We start from the raw sequence: 18,428 nt of genomic DNA, 5'->3' as shown, positions 1-18,428 counted from the left end.
AGCGAGCGCTCGCGGGCTCGCGGGCTTGCTCGCTTGCCGCTCGGGGCGGTGCTCTTTAGACTGGCGCCCTCCTCCGATTCCTTAGCAGCGCCTCCATGCCCACTGCATTTCCCGAAGATTCCGTCGGCCTGGTCAGCCCCCAGGTATTGCGCTTCAGCGATCCCCTGGCGTTGGCCTGCGGGCGTAGCCTGGCCGAGTACGAACTGGTCGTCGAAACCTATGGCGAACTGAACGCCGCGCGCAGCAATGCGGTGCTGATCTGCCACGCCCTGTCCGGCCATCATCACGCCGCCGGCTACCACAGCCCGGATGATCGCAAACCCGGCTGGTGGGACAGCTGCATCGGCCCCGGCAAACCGATCGACACCAACAAGTTCTTCGTCGTCAGCCTCAACAACCTCGGTGGCTGCAACGGCTCCACCGGCCCGAGCAGCATCAACCCGGCCACCGGCAAACCTTACGGCGCCGATTTCCCGGTGATGACCGTGGAAGACTGGGTGCACAGCCAGGCGCGCCTGGCCGATGTGCTCGGCATTGCCCAGTGGGCGGCGGTGATCGGCGGCAGCCTCGGCGGCATGCAGGCCATGCAGTGGACCATCAGTTACCCCGAGCGCGTACGCCATTGCCTGGCCATCGCCTCGGCGCCCAAACTGTCGGCGCAGAACATCGCCTTCAACGAGGTGGCGCGCCAGGCGATTCTCACCGACCCGGAATTCCACGGCGGACACTTCCAGGAACAGGGCGTGATCCCCAAACGCGGCCTGATGCTGGCGCGTATGGTCGGCCACATCACCTACCTGTCCGATGACGCCATGGGCGAGAAATTCGGCCGCGGACTGAAGAGCGAAAAGCTCAACTACGACTTCCACAGCGTCGAGTTCCAGGTGGAAAGCTACCTGCGCTACCAGGGCGAGGAATTCTCCGGCCGCTTCGATGCCAACACCTACCTGCTGATGACCAAGGCACTGGACTACTTCGACCCGGCCGCCACCCATGACGGTGATCTGGCCAAGACCCTGGCCGCGGCCAAGGCCGACTTCTGCGTGATGTCCTTCACCACCGACTGGCGCTTCTCCCCGGCCCGCTCACGGGAAATCGTCGACGCCCTGCTGGCCGCGAAAAAGAACGTCTGCTACCTGGAGATCGATGCACCGCAGGGCCACGACGCCTTCCTCATGCCGATCCCGCGCTATCTGCAGGCATTCGACAGCTACATGAAACGGATCGAGGTGTGAGCATGCGAGCGGATCTGGAAATCATCCAGGAATGGATCGCCCCCGGCAGTCGCGTACTCGACCTGGGCTGCGGCGACGGCGAACTGCTGGCCGGCCTGCGCGACAACAAACAGGTCTCCGGCTACGGCCTGGAGATCGACCCGGACAAGATCGCGCTGTGCATCGAGCGCGGCGTCAACGTCATCGAACAGAACCTCGACCTGGGCCTGGGCAACTTCGCCAGCAACAGCTTCGACGTGGTGGTCATGACACAGTCGCTGCAGGCGCTGCATTACCCGGACAAGGTGCTGGCCGAGATGCTGCGCGTCGGCAAGACCTGCATCATCACCTTCCCCAATTTCGGCCACTGGCGCTGCCGCTGGTACCTGACGACAAAAGGTCGCATGCCGGTATCGGACTTCCTGCCCTATACCTGGTACAACACACCGAACATCCACTTCTGCACCTTCGAGGACTTCGAGCGCCTCTGCCATGCCCAGGGTGCCCGCGTGGAAGAACGCCTGGCAGTGGACCGTGACCATCGCCACGGCCTGGCAAGCCGCATCTGGCCCAACCTGCTGGGCGAGATCGGCATCTACCGCATCAGCGGTGCGGCCCCTGCCGCCCACCGCGTCGCGGTCTGAACGAGGAGAACATCATGCGCCGCATCATCCCCTTCCTGATCGCCCTGTGCCTGGCCCTGCCGGCCGCCGCCGAGCGCAAGCAAAGCTTCGGCGATCTCGACGTGCACTACAGCGTCTTCAACTCCAGCTTCATCCAGCCGGACATCGCCGCAGCCGCCGGCCTGACCCGCAGCAAGACCCAGGGCGTGATCAACATCGCCGTGCTCAAGGCCGGCAAGCCCAGCACCGCAGTGGTCGGTGGCGAAGTGAAGGATCTGCTCGGCAAGAGCACCGCACTGACCTTCCGCCAGGTCACCGAGGGCGAGGCCATCTATTACCTGGCGCAGTTCCCCTTCAAGACCCGCGAAGTACTGAGCTTCACCCTCAACGTACGCCAGGGTGACGACGCGCACCGCATCACCTTCAATCAGGAAATGTTCCCGGATGACTGAGTTCAAGGAGCTGGTGCTGGCCAGTCACAACGCCGGCAAACTCATAGAACTGCAGGCCATGCTCGGCGACGCCGTGCGCGTGCGCTCGATCGGTGAGTTCAGCCAGGTCGAGCCGGAAGAAACCGGCCTGTCGTTCGTCGAGAACGCCATCCTCAAGGCGCGCAACGCCGCGCGCATCTCCGGCCTGCCGGCGCTGGCCGACGACTCCGGCCTGGCGGTGGATTTCCTCGGTGGCGCGCCAGGCATCTACTCGGCGCGCTACGCAGACGGTGCAGGCGATGCGGCGAACAACGCCAAGCTGCTCGATGCCCTGAAAGACGTGCCGGACGCCCAGCGCGGCGCCCAGTTCGTCTGCGCCCTGGCCCTGGTGCGACATGCCGACGACCCGCTGCCGATCCTCTGCGAAGGCCTCTGGCATGGCCGCATCCTGCACCAGGCCCGTGGCGAGCATGGCTTCGGCTACGACCCGCTGTTCTGGCTGCCGGAGAGCGAGTGCTCCAGCGCCGAGATGCCGGCCGCGCAGAAGAACCGCCTCAGCCACCGCGCCCGCGCCATGGCCCTGCTCAAGCAGCGTCTGGGGCTGGCATGAGCGACACCGCTGGCGGGCGCTTCCTGCTCCCGCCCCTTGCGCTGTATATCCACATCCCGTGGTGCGTGCGCAAATGCCCTTATTGCGACTTCAACTCCCACGCCGCGGGACCAACGCTGCCGGAGGATGAGTACGTCGACGCGTTGCTGGCCGACCTCGACCTCGACCAGCAGCACGTGCATGGGCGGCCGCTGACCTCGATCTTCTTCGGCGGTGGCACCCCCAGCCTGTTCTCCGACCGCGCCCTGGGCCGCCTGCTGGAAGGTGTCGAGCGCCGCGTAGCGTTCGCGCCGGACATCGAGATCACCCTGGAAGCCAACCCCGGCACCTTCGAGCAGGCCAAGTTCAAGGGCTACCGCAGCCTCGGCATCAACCGCCTGTCCATCGGCGTGCAGAGCTTCCAGCAGGACAAGCTCAAGGCACTGGGGCGCATCCATAACGGCGACGAGGCCATCCGCGCCGCCGACATGGCGCGCGCCGCCGGCTTCGACAATTTCAACCTCGACCTGATGCACGGCCTGCCCGAGCAGAGCATCGAGGACGCGCTGTTCGACCTGCGCACCGCCATCAGCCAGGGCCCGACGCACCTGTCCTGGTACCAGCTGACCATGGAGCCGAACACGGTGTTCTGGAGCCAACCGCCGGTACTTCCCGAGGACGACCTGCTGTGGGACATCCAGGAAGCCGGCCAGGCGCTGCTCGCCGCCGAAGGCTACGCGCAGTACGAGGTGTCGGCCTACGCCCAGCCCGGTAAACAGGCGCGGCACAACCTCAATTACTGGACCTTCGGTGATTTTCTCGGCATCGGCGCCGGCGCCCACGCCAAACTCAGCACACCGGACGGGCGCATCCTGCGCACCTGGAAGACCCGTTTGCCGAAGGACTACCTCGACCCGGCCAAGGCCTACCAGGCCGGCGAACGTGTGCTCGATGCCGAGGAGTTGCCCTTCGAGTTCCTGATGAACGTGCTGCGCCTGAGCGATGGCGCACCGGCCGAGCTGTTCAGCCAGCGCACCGGCCTGCCGCTGCAGCAACTCGAGCAGGCACGCCGCGAAGCCGAACGCCAGGGTCTGCTGCAGGCCGACGACACGCGACTGGTCGCCACCGCGAAGGGCCAGCTGTTTCTCAACGACCTGCTGCAGCAGTTCCTGGTTTAGCGTCTGGAAGAAAAGTCGCCGAGCACAGGCACCTTTAGGACGGCGCCTAGATCACCCACAGCGCAACGAGAATCCGTTAGGCTTAGGCGCCTCGCTCGCGCAGCCCTGATGCCGCTGCGCTGACCGTTACCCCTGCCAAGGAGCCTGAATGGATCTGCTACTGGACCTGATCGTCACCCTTTCGCGCTGGAGCCGCAGCCACCTCAGCGACATCTCCCTGGCCATCATGGCCACCCTGCTGGTGCTGTTCGGCCCAGCCATCAACGCCTGGGTTCAACGCACCATCGGCAACCTCAACTTCGTACTGCGCACCCTGCTCTTCGTGGTGTTCTGCGCGGTCGGTTATGGCCTGGCCATCGTCTTCCTCACGCCCTGGCTGGCCAAGGGCCTGGCCTACTTCAACAACTTCACCCTGGCGCCGGTGCTGATCCTGATCTTCGTGGTCATTGGCATACTGGCCGACCGCAATTAGCGGATGCAGCCCCTGGGCATCTCAATCTCGCAGCCAGGCCATGACCTGCTCGGCCAGTCGAGCCGGGCTGTCGTGCGTCGAATCCAGCCGTAGCAGGGGACAATCAAGCTGCTGCTCGATCCATGTTTCGTGCATGAGCAGGCTGCGCGTGCGCAGATCCCCCTGCTCGTAGCCTGATGCCCAATCGAGGAAGGCCTGGCTCTGGGCGTGCATGTCGCCGCCCGGCTCGATACGCTCGCCGTAGCGCGCCGCTTCACGCTGATGCAGACGACGCATGCGCTCTGCATCGTCCAGACGCAGGAACAGCGCATGGCTGAACGCAGGAATCAGCGCCTCGCCCCAGCTGCACAGCGAGCCGCTCAATATCCAGTTGGGTGCCTGCTCCAGTTGCTCGCGGATCAGGGCCACGCGCTGCTGCGGCGGGCGCTTGTGCAGGTACGGTGGCTCGCTGGGCAACCAGTAGAAATCGTCGGTATCCAGATGCAGCCAGCCACAGCGCTCGGCCAGCGTGCGGGCCAGGGTGGTGGTGCCCGAACCGGATGCACCGAATATGTGCAGTCTGATACTCATGCGTCCTCCCTGATCAGATGCTCAGAAAATACAGAAGCCGCCCGAGGGCGGCTTCATGAACGACCACAGCCCTGTCAGTTGCCTTCGCGGCGCAGCGCCTGCGGGGTGAAGTCGCGCGGGGTCAGTCTGGCGTTGAAGTCGTACATCTTCTCGTTGTTGTCCAGGCCGTCGGCGAAGTAACGACCGCCCTTGAAGTCGTAGATCGTCTCCAGGGTCGAGCCGAACATCGGCACATCGTAGTAACTGATCGGGTGGGCTTCCTGCAGGCCGATCAGATTACCGGCGCGGTCATACAGGTCGACCGCAAGGATCTGCCAACTGTCCTCGTCGAGGTAGAAACGACGCTTGCCGTAGGGATGGCTGAAGCCTTTGCGCAGATCGGCCTCCACCACCCAGACGCGGTGCAGCTCGTAACGCAGCAGCTCCGGATTGACGTGCTTGGCCCGCAGGATATCGGCATAGGCAATGCCCTGCTGGTGCACCGCGTAGCTGTTGTAAGGCACCAGCAGTTCGCGTTTGCCCAGCAACTGCCACTCGTAACGATCCGGAGCGCCGTTGTACGAGTCGACCTGGTCGGCGGTGGCCATGCCGTTGGTGTCGGGCTGCAGGGTGTCGTAGGCGAGCATCGGCAGGCGCCGCACGCGCCGCTCGCCACGGTTGAAGCGCCAGGCCTTGCGAATCGCCAGAACCTGGTCGAGCGTCTCCTGCACCACCAGGGCCGAACCGGCCAGTTTGGCCGGCGCCACCACCTTGTACTTGTAGTAGAACAGGGTGTTTTCCAGATCCTGCGGGGCGATGCCTTCGCGGCCGTAGAGGAAGTAGATGTCGCGCTCGAGCTTGAGCAGGTTGTAACTGCCGTTGGCGAGCACTGCCGCCTGGTTGGTGGCCATGCTGATCTGGTCGCCACGGTAACGCATGATGTGGTTCCAGATGGCCTCCTGGCCGTTCTGCGGCAGCGGGAACGGCACACCAGCGGCTGCGCCCTGGACGCCATTGCCGCCAGAGATCAGCTCGGCATTGAGCGCGTTGAAGCGCGTGGCATCGTAGATGCGTTGCGGCGCGGCCGCACTGCGACGAGTCGGGAATACGCGCAGGTAGAAGCTCGGGTTCTGCTGCAGGAGCATCTGGAGGCCGACCGGCAGCTGTTGTTCGTACTGTGCCAGGTTCTGGCTATCGACCCGGTACAGCAGTTTGTCGTCGGCGTAGGGATCCGGGTGGTGCATCCCCGGCTGGTAACCCGCCGGCGGCGTGGCCAGGCCGCCTGTCCAGGCGGGGATGGTGCCCGCGGCATTGGCGGCTCGCTCACCGCCCAGCGGGGTAAGGTCCTGCCCCAGGCGTGCAGCCTGACTGGCGTCGACCTTGGCCTGAGCCTGAAAGGCCAGGGCAGTCAGCAGAAGAAGGGAAACCGATCTCAACACAATGCTCTCCTTGCGGCGCCATGGCAGCGGCGTCGCCAATATCCGCACGCCTGGCAGGCATGCTTATCGTTGTTGTGTCTTGCGGTGAGGGGGCCGTCCTGGCCGGCTGTCGGGTTATCCCGATCTGATCGTGCATCCAGCTGGTTCTAAGCCCGGGCGATCCTGGCGAACGCGGATCGCCCGGCAATCATTCCTGGCGTTGGAACTTGAGGTCCCATACACCGTGGCCAAGGCGCTCGCCGCGACGTTCGAACTTGGTTACCGGACGCTCCTCGGGGCGCGGCACATAGGTGCCATCGGCGGCCAGGTTGCGATAGCCCGGCGCGGCGTTCATCACCTCGAGCATATGCTCGGCATAGTTCTCCCAGTCGGTGGCCATGTGCAGCACACCGCCGATCTTCAGCTTGCTGCGCACCAGTTCGGCAAACGCCGGCTGGACGATGCGGCGCTTGTGATGACGCGCCTTGTGCCAGGGGTCGGGGAAAAACAGCAGCACGCGGTCGAGGCTGGCGTCGGCCACGCAGTCGCGCAGCACTTCCAAGGCGTCGCAGCTGTAGACGCGCAGGTTGCCCAGTTTCTGCGTCATCACCCCGTTGAGCAGCGCCCCGACACCGGGTTTGTGTACTTCGACACCGATGAAGTCTTGCTCCGGCGCAGCGGCAGCCATTTCCAGGGTGGAGTGGCCCATGCCGAAGCCGATCTCGAAGGTACGCGGCGCGCTGCGACCGAACACCTGGTCGAAGTCACGCAGGCCATCCTCGAGCGCCAGACCGAACAACGGCCAGCCCTTGTCCAGGCCGCGTTGCTGGCCTTCGGTCATGCGCCCGGCACGCATCACGAAGCTCTTGATCGTACGACGCTGGCGACCGTCTTCGGTCAGTTCGGACTGCTGGGTATCGGTCATGCTGTGCTCTTGTAGATTGCGTTACGACTTGGCGCGCCGGCGGACCGGCACGCAGCAAATCGTCTTCCTTAATTGATCAGGCCAGTCAGCGGCGACGACGCACTGGCATAGAGTTTCTTCGGCATGCGACCAGCCAGGTAAGCCAGGCGACCGGCCTCGACGGCATGCTGCATGGCACGCGCCATCAGCACCGGATCCTGGGCTTCGGCAATGGCGCTGTTCATCAGCACCGCCTCGCAGCCCAGCTCCATGGCGATAGTGGCGTCGGACGCCGTGCCCACACCGGCATCGACCAGCACCGGCACCTTCGATTCTTCGAGGATGATGCGCAGGTTGTAGGGGTTGCAGATGCCCAGGCCCGAACCGATCAGGCCGGCCAGCGGCATCACCGCGATGCAGCCGATTTCGGCCAGTTGGCGGGCGATGATCGGGTCGTCACTGGTGTACACCATCACGTCGAAGCCGTCCTTGACCAGTACCTCGGCGGCCTTGATGGTTTCGATGACGTTGGGGAACAGGGTCTTCTGGTCGGCCAGCACTTCCAGCTTGACCAGGTTGTGGCCATCGAGCAGCTCGCGGGCCAGGCGGCAGGTACGCACGGCCTCGACGGCATCGAAACAGCCGGCGGTGTTGGGCAGGATGGTGTACTTGTCCGGGCTGATCACGTCGAGCAGATTCGGTTCGCCCGGATTCTGGCCGATGTTGGTACGGCGCACCGCCACGGTGACGATCTCGGCGCCCGAAGCGGCGATGGCGTCACGGGTCTCGTCCATATCCTTGTACTTGCCGGTACCGACCAGCAGGCGCGACTGGAACGTACGACCGGCCAGCGTGAAGGGCTTGTCGCTGCGAACTTGGCTCATGGAATACTCCTCGAGGGGTCAACCGCCGCCGATGGCGTGCACCACTTCCACCTGATCGCCCTCGGCGAGCTGGGTGCTGTCGTGCTGGCTGCGTGGAACGATGTCCTGATTGAGCTCGACCGCCACACGGCGCCCGGTCAGATCGAGGCGAACCAACAGGTCGGCGACGCTCTGGTTATCCGGCAGTTCGAAGGGTTCACCATTCAACTGGATACGCATGACGACTCGATCACAACTAGAAAGAGGGCCGGCATTCTAGCCCGATAGGCTGCGGCGACCAAGGCTAAAAGGCGCCATTCGTCCTCATTTCTGACGCCAGGGTCAGGTCATTTTCCAGGCCGCCAGCCCCAGACACAGCCAGCCGACCAGGAAGGCGACACCGCCGAACGGGGTGATGATGCCCAGCTTGCCGATGCCGCTGAGCGTCAGCAGATAGAGGCTACCGGAGAACAGCAGGATGCCCAGTGCGAAGGCGCCACCGGCCAGATTGAGCAGACGCCCGGGGGCGTGCAGCGCCAGCAGACCGACGCCGAACAGGGCCAGCGCGTGGATCAGCTGATAGTGCGTGCCGGTCTGAAACACCGCCAGATACTCGGCCGTCAGCCGGTTCTTCAGACCGTGGGCGGCAAAGGCGCCCAGTGCGACACCAGTGAAGCCGGCGAATGCGGATAACAGCAGCCAGAGACGGGCCATGGAAACTCCTGAATAGATCGACCTGCACGCAGTTTAAGCGCTGGGCCGAGAGGTGGAATGGTCGCTATTGTCACACCCGCGACCAATCCTGTGGTGCCGCGCGCGCCCCTTGATCTCTTTTTTGTTGCCAGCCATCACAGACGGCAAAAATCGCTCAAGGCGATTTTTTGCTTTAATAGCGCCTCACCTGATCATTGCGAGACCCCATGCTCCGAGCCCTTACCCGCCGCCTGCTGAAACTGCTGCTCTGGCTGATGCTGGCCAGTGCGCTGCTGGTGCTAGTCCTGCGTTGGGTACCGCCGCCCGGCACGGCGCTGATGATCGAGCGCAAGATCGAATCCTGGAACAGCGGGCAGTCACTGGAGCTCAAGCGCCAGTGGCGGCCCTGGAGCGAGCTGCCGGACAACCTGAAGATGGCGGTGATCGCCGCCGAGGATCAGAAGTTCGCCGAGCACTGGGGCTTCGACATGGGTGCCATCCAGGCCGCCCTGGCGCACAACCAGAGTGGCGGCTCGCTGCGCGGCGCCAGCACCCTCAGCCAGCAGGTGGCGAAGAACCTGTTCCTCTGGTCCGGCCGCAGCTGGCTGCGCAAGGGACTGGAAGCCTGGTTCACCGCGCTGATCGAACTGCTCTGGTCGAAGGAACGCATCCTCGAGGTCTACCTCAACAGCGTCGAATGGGGCGATGGCATCTTCGGCGCCGAAGCTGCCGCGCAGCATCATTTCGGCGTGGGCGCGCCGTACCTGAACCGCCAGCAGGCCAGCCAGCTGGCTGCCGTGCTGCCCAACCCGCTGCGCTGGAGCGCAGGCCGGCCGAATGGCTACATCATTCGCCGCGCGGCCTGGATTCGCCAGCAGATGAACCAGCTCGGCGGCAGCCACTACCTCAACCAGCTCAAACCCAAACGCCCGGACGGCTGGCCGCGCTGGCTGTAGACCGGGCTAGCGGCTGCGAAACGCCTTGCGCGGCACCGCGTGCAGCAGCGCGACGTCATCGCCGCGCAGATGTACGGTCAACCCCCATTGCGGATAGACCCAGGCCTGACCGTCAGCCAGTTCCAGGGTCAGGCGCGGCTGCCCGAGACTGGCCGCCAGGCGCTCGCTGGCCAGCGCCTGCGGGGCACTCAGGTTGAGGCTGGCAATGGCGAAAGCAGCCATCTGATCCAGCAGCGACTCATCCAGGGCCAACTCTGCGTCACCCGGCTTCAGCCCTTGTGCCGCCATCAGGCTGTCGCGCTGACCTTGGCTCAAGGCCAGTTCAGCCTGCAACGCCCACTCGCCCTCCTCCCCTTCGAGTGTTGCCCGATAGGTCAGCCGTGCGCCGTCCAGGCGTGGCTCCAGCCACAGCTCGCCCCCGGTCATCGCCCGCAGATCGCGCAGCGTCAGTTCATCCTCGGCCAGCGGTTGCAACAGGGCATCACGCCACTGCTGCAGGTTGGCGACCGGATGCACCTCGCTGCTGCGCATCAACCAGGCGCCCCAGGCGAAGAACAGCACGGCCACGACCAGGAACACCAGCCAGTGCTGCACTTTCAGAGGGGCTTTATTCAAGGCATTTGCTCCAGACAGAAAAAAACCGCACCAGGGTGCGGTTTTTCGGGGTATCGACAAGCTCAGGCGGCGATGCAGCCCTTGAGCTTGTTCATCGCGTTCTTCTCCAACTGACGAATACGCTCGGCCGACACGTTGTACTTGGCTGCCAGGTCGTGCAGCGTCGCCTTCTCCTCGGCCAGCCAACGCTGGTAAAGGATGTCGCGGCTACGCTCGTCCAGGCCTTCCAGCGCTTCGTGCAGGTTGCTGCTGGAACTGTCGCTCCAGTCGGCATCCTCGAGCTGGCGAGCCGGATCGTAGCGATGGTCTTCCAGGTAGTGTGCAGGCGACTGGAAGGCGCTGTCGTCGTCGGCATCGGCTGCCGGGTCGAAGGCCATGTCGTGACCTGTCAGGCGACTTTCCATCTCGCGCACTTCGTGCGGCTCGACGCCCAGGCTTTCGGCCACGGCGGTCACTTCGTCGTTGTTCAGCCAGGCCAGACGCTTTTTCTGGCTGCGCAGGTTGAAGAACAGTTTGCGCTGGGCCTTGGTGGTGGCCACTTTGACGATGCGCCAGTTCTTCAGGATGAACTCGTGGATTTCCGCACGAATCCAGTGCACGGCGAAGGACACCAGACGCACACCCATTTCCGGGTTGAAGCGCTTGACCGCCTTCATCAGGCCGACGTTGCCTTCCTGGATCAGGTCAGCCTGGGCCAGGCCATAACCGGAGTAGCTGCGTGCGATATGCACCACGAAACGCAGGTGGGCCAACACCATCTGGCGGGCGGCCTCGAGGTCCTGCTGGTAGTAGAGATTTTCGGCCAGCTCACGCTCCTGCTCGGGCGTCAGCAGCGGAATGCTGTTGACCGCATGCACGTATGCTTCCAGGTTGGCGCCGGGAACCAGAGCATGAACAGGTTGCAAGGAAGTGGACATTCGAATCCTCCGATTCACGAAACTCGTGCAGTGTAGCACTGCGCTATCTGATGCAGGGCCTGTGGATAAGTTCCCAGACAGATAGTCAATATCAACCAAAACAATGGCTTGTCAGCTTACGTTCAGCCTCGCTGACTGACGCCTCAGCGGGGCGCCAGCTCATTGAGGTGACGCGCCACCGCCAGCCAGGCGCCAATATAGCCCAACAGCACGGCGCCGAGCAGCAGCGAAAAACCGTCGGAAGAAGGTACGCCACCTAACGCGAAATCGCTACCGTAAAGACCGGCCAAACGTACTACAGCATCGTTCAGCCAATCCAGCCCGAAGGCTAGCAACAGCCAGGCGAAGACACCTGCGCCGAAACCGTACAACGCGCCCATATAAAGGAAGGGACGTCGCACGTAGCCATCCGTTCCCCCCACCAGCTTGATCACTTCGATCTCGGCGCGGCGGTTCTCGATGTGCAGGCGGATGGTGTTGCCGATCACCAGCAGCAACGCCAGGATCAGCAGCAGACTGAGGCCGAAGACGAAGCGATCGCCCAACTTGAGGATCGCAGTCAGACGCTCGACCCAGACCAGATCGAGCTGCGCCTGCTCCACCTTGGGCAGTTCCGCCAGGCGCTGGCGCAAGGCTTCGAGCTTGGCCTTGTCGACCTCCTTCGGCGTCACCAGTACCACGCCGGGCAGCGGGTTCTCCGGCAATTCCTTCAGCGCCTGGCCCAGGCCGGACAGCTGCTGGAACTCTTCCAGCGCCTGCTCGCGGCTGATCCACTCGGCATCGGACACATCATCCATCGCCGCGATCTGCTCGCGCAGCGCTTGGCCGTCACGCTCGCCGGCGGACATGTCGAGGAACAGGGAAATCTGCGCCGCACGCTGCCAGGAACCGCCGAGCTTTTCGACGTTGTCCAGCAGCAGCGACAGGCCCATGGGCAGGCTCAGCGCCACGGCCATCACCAGGCAGGTAAAGAAACTGCCGATGGGCTGGCGAGCCAGACGGCGCAGGCTGTCGACCAGGCTGGCGCGATGGCTTTCCAGCCAGGCGTTGAGCAGGGTGCGAAAATCCGGCTCATCCGCCGGGCCGTCGACCACCTTGTTGCGCGGCGCCGCGCCGACACGTTCGGCCGGTTGCGGCGTGGGCATCTTCGATGCGCTCATCAGGCAGCCTCCCCATCACCGATCAGACGACCGCGTTGCAGAGTGAGCATGCGCTGGCGCATGCGCGCGATCAGGGCCAGGTCGTGGCTGGCGATCAGCACCGTGGTGCCCAGCTGGTTGATGTCTTCGAACACGCCCATGATCTCGGCGGCCAGACGCGGGTCGAGGTTACCGGTGGGCTCATCCGCCAGCAGCAGGGCGGGTCGGTGAACGATGGCGCGGGCAATACCGACGCGCTGTTGCTGACCAGTGGACAGATCGCCCGGCGACTGCGCGGCCTTGTCGCTGAGGCTGACGCGTTCCAGCGCGGCACCGACCCGCTTGCCGATCTCCGGCTTGGACAGGCCGAGGATCTGCAGCGGCAGGGCGACGTTGTCGAACACGCTGCGGTCGAACAGCAACTGGTGGTTCTGGAACACCACGCCGATCTGCCGGCGCAGGAACGGAATCTGCGCATTGGTGATGGTCGACAGGTCCTGCCCGGCCAGCAACAGCTTGCCGCTGGTGGGCCGCTCCATCGCCAGCAACAGACGCAGCAGTGTGCTCTTGCCGGCACCGGAGTGGCCGGTGACGAAGAGAAACTCGCCGGGGCGAACGCGGAAACTCAGCTCGTGCAGCCCGACATGGCCATTGGGGTAACGCTTGGCGACCTGCTCGAATCGGATCATCCGCGTTCACGCTCCTCGAAGAGTGCCTGGACGAAGTCCTGCGCCTGGAACGGGCGCAGATCATCGATGCCTTCACCCACGCCGATATAACGAATCGGCAGGCCGAACTGCTTGGCCAGGGCGAAGATGACGCCGCCCTTGGCGGTGCCGTCGAGTTTGGTCAGCGCCAGGCCGGTGAGGTTCACCGTCTGGTTGAACTGCTTGGCCTGGTTGATGGCGTTCTGGCCGGTGCCGGCGTCGAGCACCAGCAACACTTCGTGCGGCGCCGTCTCATCCAGCTTGCCGATCACGCGGCGCACCTTCTTCAGCTCTTCCATCAGGTTATCTTTGGTGTGCAGGCGCCCGGCGGTATCGGCGATCAGCACGTCGATGCCGCGCGACTTGGCGGCCTGCACCGCATCGAAGATCACCGAGGCCGAATCGGCGCCGGTGTGCTGGGCGATCACCGCGATGTTGTTGCGCTCGCCCCAGACCTGCAGCTGTTCCACCGCAGCGGCGCGGAAGGTATCGCCGGCAGCGAGCATGACCTTCTTGCCATCGAGCTGCAGCTTCTTGGCCAGCTTGCCGATGGTGGTGGTCTTGCCCACACCGTTCACGCCGACGACGAGAATCACGTAGGGCTGCTTGGCCGTGTCGATGACCAGCGGCTGCTCGACTGGTTTGAGCAGGGTCACCAGCTCTTCCTGCAGCGCCTTGTACAGCGCGCCGCTATCAGCCAGTTCCTTGCGCGCCACGCGCTTGGTCAGGTTGCCGATGATCGCGGTGGTCGCCTCGACGCCGACGTCGGCGGTGAGCAGGCGGGTTTCCAGATCATCGAGCAGGTCGTCGTCGATCGCCTTCTTGCCGAGGAACAGGCTGGCCATGCCCTCGCCAAGGCTGGCGCTGGTCTTGGACAGGCCCTGTTTGAGGCGGGCGAAGAAACCGGGTCTTTCCTGCGTGGCCGGCGCGGCAACCGGCGCTGTCACCGGCTGCGCGGGCACGGCCTCGACGATGGGCTCGGGCAGCACAACCGGCTGCTCGGCGACGACCGGGGTGACCTGCGGCGGCGCCTCGACGGCTGGCTCGGGCTGAGCAGGGACCGGCGTCGCGGCCTCAGGTTCGACGCTCTGCACGGCCGCTGGCGCCTGATCAGGCGCAGGCGGTTCGGCAGGCGTCTGAGCGGCTTCAGGCTGCTCGACAGACTCTGGCCGGGGCGGCTGAGTAGCCGTTTCTGCTGGCTTCTTGCGCCACCAACTGAACAGGGATTTCTTTTCTTCGGTCACAGGCGGGGTCTGCGCGCCAGCCTCGGCCGGCGACTTCTTGTCGTCATTGGAACCAAACATGGGTCGCTTGCATCTCAAGGGAGCGTTCGCTAACAGGCTGAAAAGCCTTGCCGCGCCGCCCCGGAAAAGGATGGGGTATCCTAGCACCTCTTCGCCCGCCGGCGGTACGACCGCCCAGGCTATCCGACAGGTCAGACTTTCGATGAATGCCATTGCCCGCCGTTCCCTCGGCCTGCTGTTCGGCGCACTCTGCGTGCCACTTGCGGCCTTCGCTTCTCCCGCTCAACCCACTCACGAATTCAAACTGGACAATGGCCTGAAGGTCATCGTACGCGAGGATCATCGCGCCCCCGTGGTGGTCTCCCAGCTCTGGTACAAGGTCGGTTCCAGCTACGAGACGCCCGGCTCCACCGGCCTGTCCCATGCGCTGGAACACATGATGTTCAAGGGCAGCGCCAAGCTCGGCCCGGGCGAAGCCTCGGAAGTTCTGCGCCAGCTGGGCGCAGAAGAGAACGCCTTCACCAGCGACGACTACACCGCCTATTACCAGGTGCTGGCCAGCGACCGCCTGCCGGTTGCCCTGGAGCTTGAGGCGGACCGCCTGGCCAGCCTGCAACTGCCAGCGGCCGAGTTCGACAAGGAAATCGAGGTGATCAAGGAGGAGCGCCGCCTGCGCACCGACGACCGCCCCTCGTCCAAGGCCTTCGAGCTGTTCAAGGCCATGGCCTACCCGGCCAGCGGCTACAGCATTCCCACCATTGGCTGGATGGCCGACCTCCAGCGCATGCACATCGACGAACTGCGCGCCTGGTACAAGAAGTGGTACGCGCCGAACAACGCCACCCTGGTGGTGGTCGGCGATGTGACCCTGGACGAGGTCAAGACTCAGGTGCAGCGCTACTTCGGCGATATTCCGCGCCGCGAGGTGCCGACCGCCAAGCTGCCGCTGGAACTCGCCGCGGCGGGTGAACGTCGCACCACGCTGCACCTCAAGACCCAACTGCCGAGCCTGCTGATGGGCTTCAACGTGCCGGGCCTGGCCACCGCCGAGACGCCGCGTCAGGTCTACGCCCTGCGCCTGGCCGCGGCCCTGCTCGATGGTGGTTACAGCGCGCGTCTGTCGACCCGCCTGGAGCGCGGCGAGGAACTCGTTTCCGGTGCCAGCGCCTGGTACAACGCCTTCACCCGGGGCGACAGCCTGTTCGTTCTGACCGCCACGCCCAACGTGCAGAAGGGCAAGACCCTGGAGCAGGCCGAAGCCGGCCTGTGGCGTGAGCTGGAGGAATTGAAGAAGAACCCGCCATCGGCTGCCGAACTGGCGCGCGTACGCGCCCAGGTCATTGCCAGCCTGGTGTTCGAGCGCGACTCGATCACCAGCCAGGCCACCAGCATCGGTCAACTGGAAACCGTCGGCCTGTCCTGGCAACTGATCGACCAGGAACTGAACGAACTGCAGGCCGTCACCCCAGCCGACATCCAGCAGGCCGCCCGCACCTTCTTCGTCCGCGACCGCCTGAGCGTCGCCCACATCCTGCCCGAAGCGTCCCGCAATGAGGAGTCCCGTCATGAAGACTGAGCATCGCCGCCTGGGCCTGCTCGGCCTGGTCCTGTCCAGCGCACTGGTGCTGGGTGCCTGTGCCAGCCTCTCTGACAATGCCCCGACGGGTGGCGCCGCCAAGCTGCAGTCACTGGCCGCACTCGATGGCAAGGCTCCCACCCGCCGCACTCTGGATATCCAGACCTGGCAGACGGCCCAGGGCGCCAAGGTATTGTTCGTCGAAGCCCATGAGCTGCCGATGTTCGACCTGCGCCTGACCTTCGCTGCCGGCAGCAGCCAGGACGGCGGCGTGCCGGGCCTGGCCACCCTGACCAACGCCATGCTCAACGAAGGCGTGCCGGGCAAGGATGTCGGCGCCATCGCTGCCGGCTTCGAGGGCCTCGGCGCCGAGTTCGGCAACGGGGCCTACCGCGACATGGCCGTGGCCAGCCTGCGCAGCCTCAGCGCCCGCGAGCAGCGTGAGCCGGCGCTGGCCCTGTTCGCCGATGTACTGGGCAAGCCCACCTTCCCCGCCGACTCGCTGGCACGGATCAAGAACCAGCTGCTCGCCGGCTTCGAGTTCCAGAAGCAGAACCCGGGCAAACTGGCCAGCCTGGAGTTGTTCGAACGCCTGTACGGCAAGCATCCCTACGCCCATCCGAGCGACGGCAACGCGCAATCGATCCCGGCGATCAGCCGTCAGCAACTGCAGGCCTTCCATGCTCGCGCCTACAGCGCCGGCAACGCGGTGATCGCCCTGGTCGGTGATCTGTCGCGCGCCGAGGCCGAGGCCATCGCCAACCGCATCTCCGCCGCACTGCCGCAAGGTCCGGCGTTGGCGAAGATCGCCCAGCCGCAAACGCCCAAGCCCGGCACCAGCCATATCGAATACCCGTCCAACCAGACCCACCTGATGCTCGCCCAACTCGGCATCGACCGCCGCGACTCGGACTATGCCGCGCTGTATCTGGGCAACCAGATCTTCGGCGGCGGCGGTTTCGGCACTCGTCTGATGAGCGAAGTGCGCGAGAAGCGTGGCCTGACCTATGGCGTCTACTCCGGTTTCAGCGCCATGCAGGCGCGCGGCCCGTTCATGATCAACCTGCAGACCCGCGCCGAGCTCAGCGAAGGCACCCTGAAACTGGTCAAGCAGTTGCTGGCCGACTACCTGCGCGATGGCCCGACCCAGCAGGAACTGGACAACGCCAAGCGCGAACTGGCCGGCAGCTTCCCGCTGTCCACCGCGAGCAATGCCGATATCGTCGGCCAGCTGGCGTCGATGGGCTTCTACGACCTGCCGCTGAGCTACCTGGACGATTTCATGCGTGATGTGCAGAGCCTCACCACCGAGCAGGTCAAGGCAGCGATGGCCAAGCACCTCGACCCCGAGGCGCTGGTGGTGGTGACCGCCGGCCCGACGGTGCCGCAGAAGGAACTACCACCGCCCACCGAGCGCCCGGCCGAGCTGCCCAGCACGGTGCCGCACTGATGCGCGGCCGCGCCCCGCAGAAACCCGCCGCGGGCAAAGCCCACGGCGGCCAGGGCCAATTGCGCATCATCGGTGGACAGTGGCGTTCACGGCGCTTCGCCTTCCCTGATGGACCGGGCCTGCGCCCGACCCCGGACCGGGTACGCGAGACGCTGTTCAACTGGCTGGCGCCCCATGTCGAGGGTGCCCATGTGCTCGACCCCTTCGCCGGCAGTGGCGCGTTGCTGCTCGAAGCGCTGTCGCGCGGCGCCGCCAGCGGCTTGGCCTGTGACCTCAACCCGGCGTCGGTTGCCGCGTTGCAAGGCCACCTGGCGACCCTGCAATGCAACGAGGGCGAGATTCAGTTGGGCGACGCCCTGCAACTGCTGGCCCGCCCGGCGCCACGCCGCTTCGATATCGTCCTGCTCGACCCGCCGTTTCACAAGGATCTGCTGCAGGACGCCTGCAGCCTGCTGGAAGCACAGGACTGGCTGGCCGATGACGCCTGGGTCTATACCGAAAGCGAGACCGCACCCTCCACCCTGGGCCTGCCCGGCAACTGGCGCCTGCACCGCGAGAAACACACCGGCCAGGTGCATTACGCGCTGTGGCAGCGTGGATGAAGGATTTCATCTACGACCACCTGCCCTACCTGCTGCTGATCGCACTGGCGCTGCCGGTGCTGTTCAGCCAGCAGGAAATTGCGCTCAACCTGCAGCGCGCGATACCGCACGATCCCAATGGCGGAGTCGTCATCGGGCTTACCAACCAGCGCATCGCCGCCCTGCTGGTATTGGCCTGGTGTGCCTGGCGCATGATGCGCAAGCGACGGCGCTAAGCGGGCAACATTGCGGCGAGCCTGCCGGGGCGAGCAAAATCCTCGCAAGTTGGCCTGGCCAGCGATTGCTTTG

General features: G+C 64.9%; 22 protein-coding genes. 11 read left to right on the top strand and 11 right to left on the bottom strand.

What is annotated here, in order from left to right; all coding sequences use genetic code 11:
* The first annotated feature begins 95 nt into the window (after positions 1-95).
* The 6 genes from metX to PCLY_RS13760 all read left to right on the top strand — a co-directional run bounded on the left by metX (position 96) and on the right by PCLY_RS13760 (position 4,507).
* The gene (metX, locus tag PCLY_RS13785) at positions 96-1,235 is read left to right on the top strand and encodes a homoserine O-succinyltransferase MetX (RefSeq protein WP_061240218.1); all 1,140 of its coding nucleotides are present in this window, start codon (positions 96-98) and stop codon (positions 1,233-1,235) included.
* Between the two features lie 2 nt (positions 1,236-1,237).
* Positions 1,238-1,858, top strand: a complete 621-nt coding sequence (gene metW, locus PCLY_RS13780) for a methionine biosynthesis protein MetW (protein WP_061240217.1) — start codon at positions 1,238-1,240, stop codon at positions 1,856-1,858.
* 14 nt (positions 1,859-1,872) lie between these two features.
* A complete protein-coding gene (locus tag PCLY_RS13775) occupies positions 1,873-2,289 on the top strand; it encodes a DUF4426 domain-containing protein (protein WP_061240216.1) in 417 nt (138 codons plus the stop codon).
* Positions 2,282-2,878, top strand: coding sequence for an RdgB/HAM1 family non-canonical purine NTP pyrophosphatase (gene rdgB, locus PCLY_RS13770; RefSeq protein ID WP_061240215.1), 597 nt, complete (start codon positions 2,282-2,284; stop codon positions 2,876-2,878). Before PCLY_RS13775 ends, rdgB begins: the two co-directional genes overlap by 8 nt.
* Positions 2,875-4,035 (top strand): radical SAM family heme chaperone HemW, encoded by a 1,161-nt coding sequence (gene hemW / locus PCLY_RS13765; protein ID WP_061240214.1) that lies wholly within the window; start codon positions 2,875-2,877, stop codon positions 4,033-4,035. Before rdgB ends, hemW begins: the two co-directional genes overlap by 4 nt.
* 148 nt (positions 4,036-4,183) lie before the next feature.
* A complete protein-coding gene (locus PCLY_RS13760) occupies positions 4,184-4,507 on the top strand; it encodes a DUF3392 domain-containing protein (RefSeq protein ID WP_061240213.1) in 324 nt (107 codons plus the stop codon).
* 21 nt (positions 4,508-4,528) lie between these two features.
* Here PCLY_RS13760 and PCLY_RS13755 read toward each other — a convergent pair whose 3' ends face one another.
* From PCLY_RS13755 to PCLY_RS13730, 6 genes are all read right to left on the bottom strand, one after another.
* Positions 4,529-5,077 (bottom strand): AAA family ATPase, encoded by a 549-nt coding sequence (locus tag PCLY_RS13755; protein WP_061240212.1) that lies wholly within the window; start codon positions 5,075-5,077, stop codon positions 4,529-4,531.
* A gap of 74 nt (positions 5,078-5,151) precedes the next feature.
* Positions 5,152-6,495, bottom strand: a complete 1,344-nt coding sequence (locus tag PCLY_RS13750; protein ID WP_061240211.1) for a DUF1329 domain-containing protein — start codon at positions 6,493-6,495, stop codon at positions 5,152-5,154.
* 187 nt (positions 6,496-6,682) lie between these two features.
* Positions 6,683-7,399, bottom strand: coding sequence for a tRNA (guanosine(46)-N7)-methyltransferase TrmB (trmB, locus tag PCLY_RS13745; protein ID WP_061240210.1), 717 nt, complete (start codon positions 7,397-7,399; stop codon positions 6,683-6,685).
* Between the two features lie 68 nt (positions 7,400-7,467).
* Positions 7,468-8,262: a thiazole synthase gene (locus PCLY_RS13740; protein WP_061240209.1), complete on the bottom strand. Its 795-nt coding sequence runs from the start codon at positions 8,260-8,262 to the stop codon at positions 7,468-7,470.
* Positions 8,263-8,280: 18 nt separating this feature from the next.
* The gene (gene thiS / locus PCLY_RS13735; RefSeq protein ID WP_061240208.1) at positions 8,281-8,481 is read right to left on the bottom strand and encodes a sulfur carrier protein ThiS; all 201 of its coding nucleotides are present in this window, start codon (positions 8,479-8,481) and stop codon (positions 8,281-8,283) included.
* 102 nt (positions 8,482-8,583) lie between these two features.
* Positions 8,584-8,955: a DUF423 domain-containing protein gene (locus PCLY_RS13730; protein WP_061240207.1), complete on the bottom strand. Its 372-nt coding sequence runs from the start codon at positions 8,953-8,955 to the stop codon at positions 8,584-8,586.
* A gap of 206 nt (positions 8,956-9,161) precedes the next feature.
* On the opposite strand from PCLY_RS13730, the gene mtgA reads away from it, so the two are divergent.
* Entirely contained in the window at positions 9,162-9,890 is a 729-nt protein-coding gene (gene mtgA, locus PCLY_RS13725; protein WP_061240206.1) for a monofunctional biosynthetic peptidoglycan transglycosylase, read from the top strand.
* A 6-nt stretch (positions 9,891-9,896) separates the two neighbouring features.
* On the opposite strand, the gene PCLY_RS13720 is transcribed toward mtgA, so the two are convergent.
* From PCLY_RS13720 to ftsY, 5 genes are all read right to left on the bottom strand, one after another.
* Positions 9,897-10,505, bottom strand: a complete 609-nt coding sequence (locus tag PCLY_RS13720) for a hypothetical protein (protein WP_061240205.1) — start codon at positions 10,503-10,505, stop codon at positions 9,897-9,899.
* 62 nt (positions 10,506-10,567) lie between these two features.
* Positions 10,568-11,422, bottom strand: coding sequence for an RNA polymerase sigma factor RpoH (rpoH, locus tag PCLY_RS13715; protein WP_061240204.1), 855 nt, complete (start codon positions 11,420-11,422; stop codon positions 10,568-10,570).
* 143 nt (positions 11,423-11,565) lie between these two features.
* Positions 11,566-12,582: a permease-like cell division protein FtsX gene (gene ftsX, locus PCLY_RS13710; protein ID WP_061240203.1), complete on the bottom strand. Its 1,017-nt coding sequence runs from the start codon at positions 12,580-12,582 to the stop codon at positions 11,566-11,568.
* Positions 12,582-13,250, bottom strand: a complete 669-nt coding sequence (ftsE, locus tag PCLY_RS13705) for a cell division ATP-binding protein FtsE (RefSeq protein WP_061240202.1) — start codon at positions 13,248-13,250, stop codon at positions 12,582-12,584. Before ftsE ends, ftsX begins: the two co-directional genes overlap by 1 nt.
* On the bottom strand, positions 13,247-14,572 hold the full coding sequence (gene ftsY, locus PCLY_RS13700) for a signal recognition particle-docking protein FtsY (RefSeq protein WP_061240201.1): 1,326 nt from the start codon (positions 14,570-14,572) through the stop codon (positions 13,247-13,249). Before ftsY ends, ftsE begins: the two co-directional genes overlap by 4 nt.
* A 142-nt stretch (positions 14,573-14,714) precedes the next feature.
* On the opposite strand from ftsY, the gene PCLY_RS13695 reads away from it, so the two are divergent.
* The 4 genes from PCLY_RS13695 to PCLY_RS13680 are packed head-to-tail and all read left to right on the top strand — an operon-like array spanning position 14,715 to position 18,355.
* The gene (locus PCLY_RS13695; RefSeq protein ID WP_061240200.1) at positions 14,715-16,088 is read left to right on the top strand and encodes a M16 family metallopeptidase; all 1,374 of its coding nucleotides are present in this window, start codon (positions 14,715-14,717) and stop codon (positions 16,086-16,088) included.
* Positions 16,078-17,538, top strand: coding sequence for a M16 family metallopeptidase (locus tag PCLY_RS13690; RefSeq protein ID WP_061240199.1), 1,461 nt, complete (start codon positions 16,078-16,080; stop codon positions 17,536-17,538). Before PCLY_RS13695 ends, PCLY_RS13690 begins: the two co-directional genes overlap by 11 nt.
* Complete coding sequence (gene rsmD, locus PCLY_RS13685; protein ID WP_061240198.1) at positions 17,538-18,140, top strand: 16S rRNA (guanine(966)-N(2))-methyltransferase RsmD; 603 nt, start codon at positions 17,538-17,540, stop codon at positions 18,138-18,140. The genes PCLY_RS13690 and rsmD overlap by 1 nt, the downstream gene beginning before the upstream one ends.
* Positions 18,137-18,355: a hypothetical protein gene (locus PCLY_RS13680; protein WP_061240197.1), complete on the top strand. Its 219-nt coding sequence runs from the start codon at positions 18,137-18,139 to the stop codon at positions 18,353-18,355. Before rsmD ends, PCLY_RS13680 begins: the two co-directional genes overlap by 4 nt.
* Positions 18,356-18,428 lie beyond the last annotated feature (73 nt).

Source organism: Ectopseudomonas composti (assembly GCF_001567565.1).
GTDB lineage: Bacteria > Pseudomonadota > Gammaproteobacteria > Pseudomonadales > Pseudomonadaceae > Aquipseudomonas > Aquipseudomonas composti_A.
Note: the sequence above shows the minus strand (reverse complement) of the source record. Positions and strands in the feature narration are given on the sequence as shown.

Coding starts and splice junctions, on each gene's coding strand:
- metX (WP_061240218.1), top strand. CDS start 96: ATGCCCACTGCATTTCCCGAAGATTCCGTCGGCCTGGTCAGCCCCCAG.
- metW (WP_061240217.1), top strand. CDS start 1,238: ATGCGAGCGGATCTGGAAATCATCCAGGAATGGATCGCCCCCGGCAGT.
- PCLY_RS13775 (WP_061240216.1), top strand. CDS start 1,873: ATGCGCCGCATCATCCCCTTCCTGATCGCCCTGTGCCTGGCCCTGCCG.
- rdgB (WP_061240215.1), top strand. CDS start 2,282: ATGACTGAGTTCAAGGAGCTGGTGCTGGCCAGTCACAACGCCGGCAAA.
- hemW (WP_061240214.1), top strand. CDS start 2,875: ATGAGCGACACCGCTGGCGGGCGCTTCCTGCTCCCGCCCCTTGCGCTG.
- PCLY_RS13760 (WP_061240213.1), top strand. CDS start 4,184: ATGGATCTGCTACTGGACCTGATCGTCACCCTTTCGCGCTGGAGCCGC.
- PCLY_RS13755 (WP_061240212.1), bottom strand. CDS start 5,077: ATGAGTATCAGACTGCACATATTCGGTGCATCCGGTTCGGGCACCACC.
- trmB (WP_061240210.1), bottom strand. CDS start 7,399: ATGACCGATACCCAGCAGTCCGAACTGACCGAAGACGGTCGCCAGCGT.
- PCLY_RS13740 (WP_061240209.1), bottom strand. CDS start 8,262: ATGAGCCAAGTTCGCAGCGACAAGCCCTTCACGCTGGCCGGTCGTACG.
- thiS (WP_061240208.1), bottom strand. CDS start 8,481: ATGCGTATCCAGTTGAATGGTGAACCCTTCGAACTGCCGGATAACCAG.
- PCLY_RS13730 (WP_061240207.1), bottom strand. CDS start 8,955: ATGGCCCGTCTCTGGCTGCTGTTATCCGCATTCGCCGGCTTCACTGGT.
- mtgA (WP_061240206.1), top strand. CDS start 9,162: ATGCTCCGAGCCCTTACCCGCCGCCTGCTGAAACTGCTGCTCTGGCTG.
- rpoH (WP_061240204.1), bottom strand. CDS start 11,422: ATGTCCACTTCCTTGCAACCTGTTCATGCTCTGGTTCCCGGCGCCAAC.
- ftsX (WP_061240203.1), bottom strand. CDS start 12,582: ATGAGCGCATCGAAGATGCCCACGCCGCAACCGGCCGAACGTGTCGGC.
- ftsE (WP_061240202.1), bottom strand. CDS start 13,250: ATGATCCGATTCGAGCAGGTCGCCAAGCGTTACCCCAATGGCCATGTC.
- ftsY (WP_061240201.1), bottom strand. CDS start 14,572: ATGTTTGGTTCCAATGACGACAAGAAGTCGCCGGCCGAGGCTGGCGCG.
- PCLY_RS13695 (WP_061240200.1), top strand. CDS start 14,715: ATGAATGCCATTGCCCGCCGTTCCCTCGGCCTGCTGTTCGGCGCACTC.
- PCLY_RS13690 (WP_061240199.1), top strand. CDS start 16,078: ATGAAGACTGAGCATCGCCGCCTGGGCCTGCTCGGCCTGGTCCTGTCC.
- rsmD (WP_061240198.1), top strand. CDS start 17,538: ATGCGCGGCCGCGCCCCGCAGAAACCCGCCGCGGGCAAAGCCCACGGC.
- PCLY_RS13680 (WP_061240197.1), top strand. CDS start 18,137: ATGAAGGATTTCATCTACGACCACCTGCCCTACCTGCTGCTGATCGCA.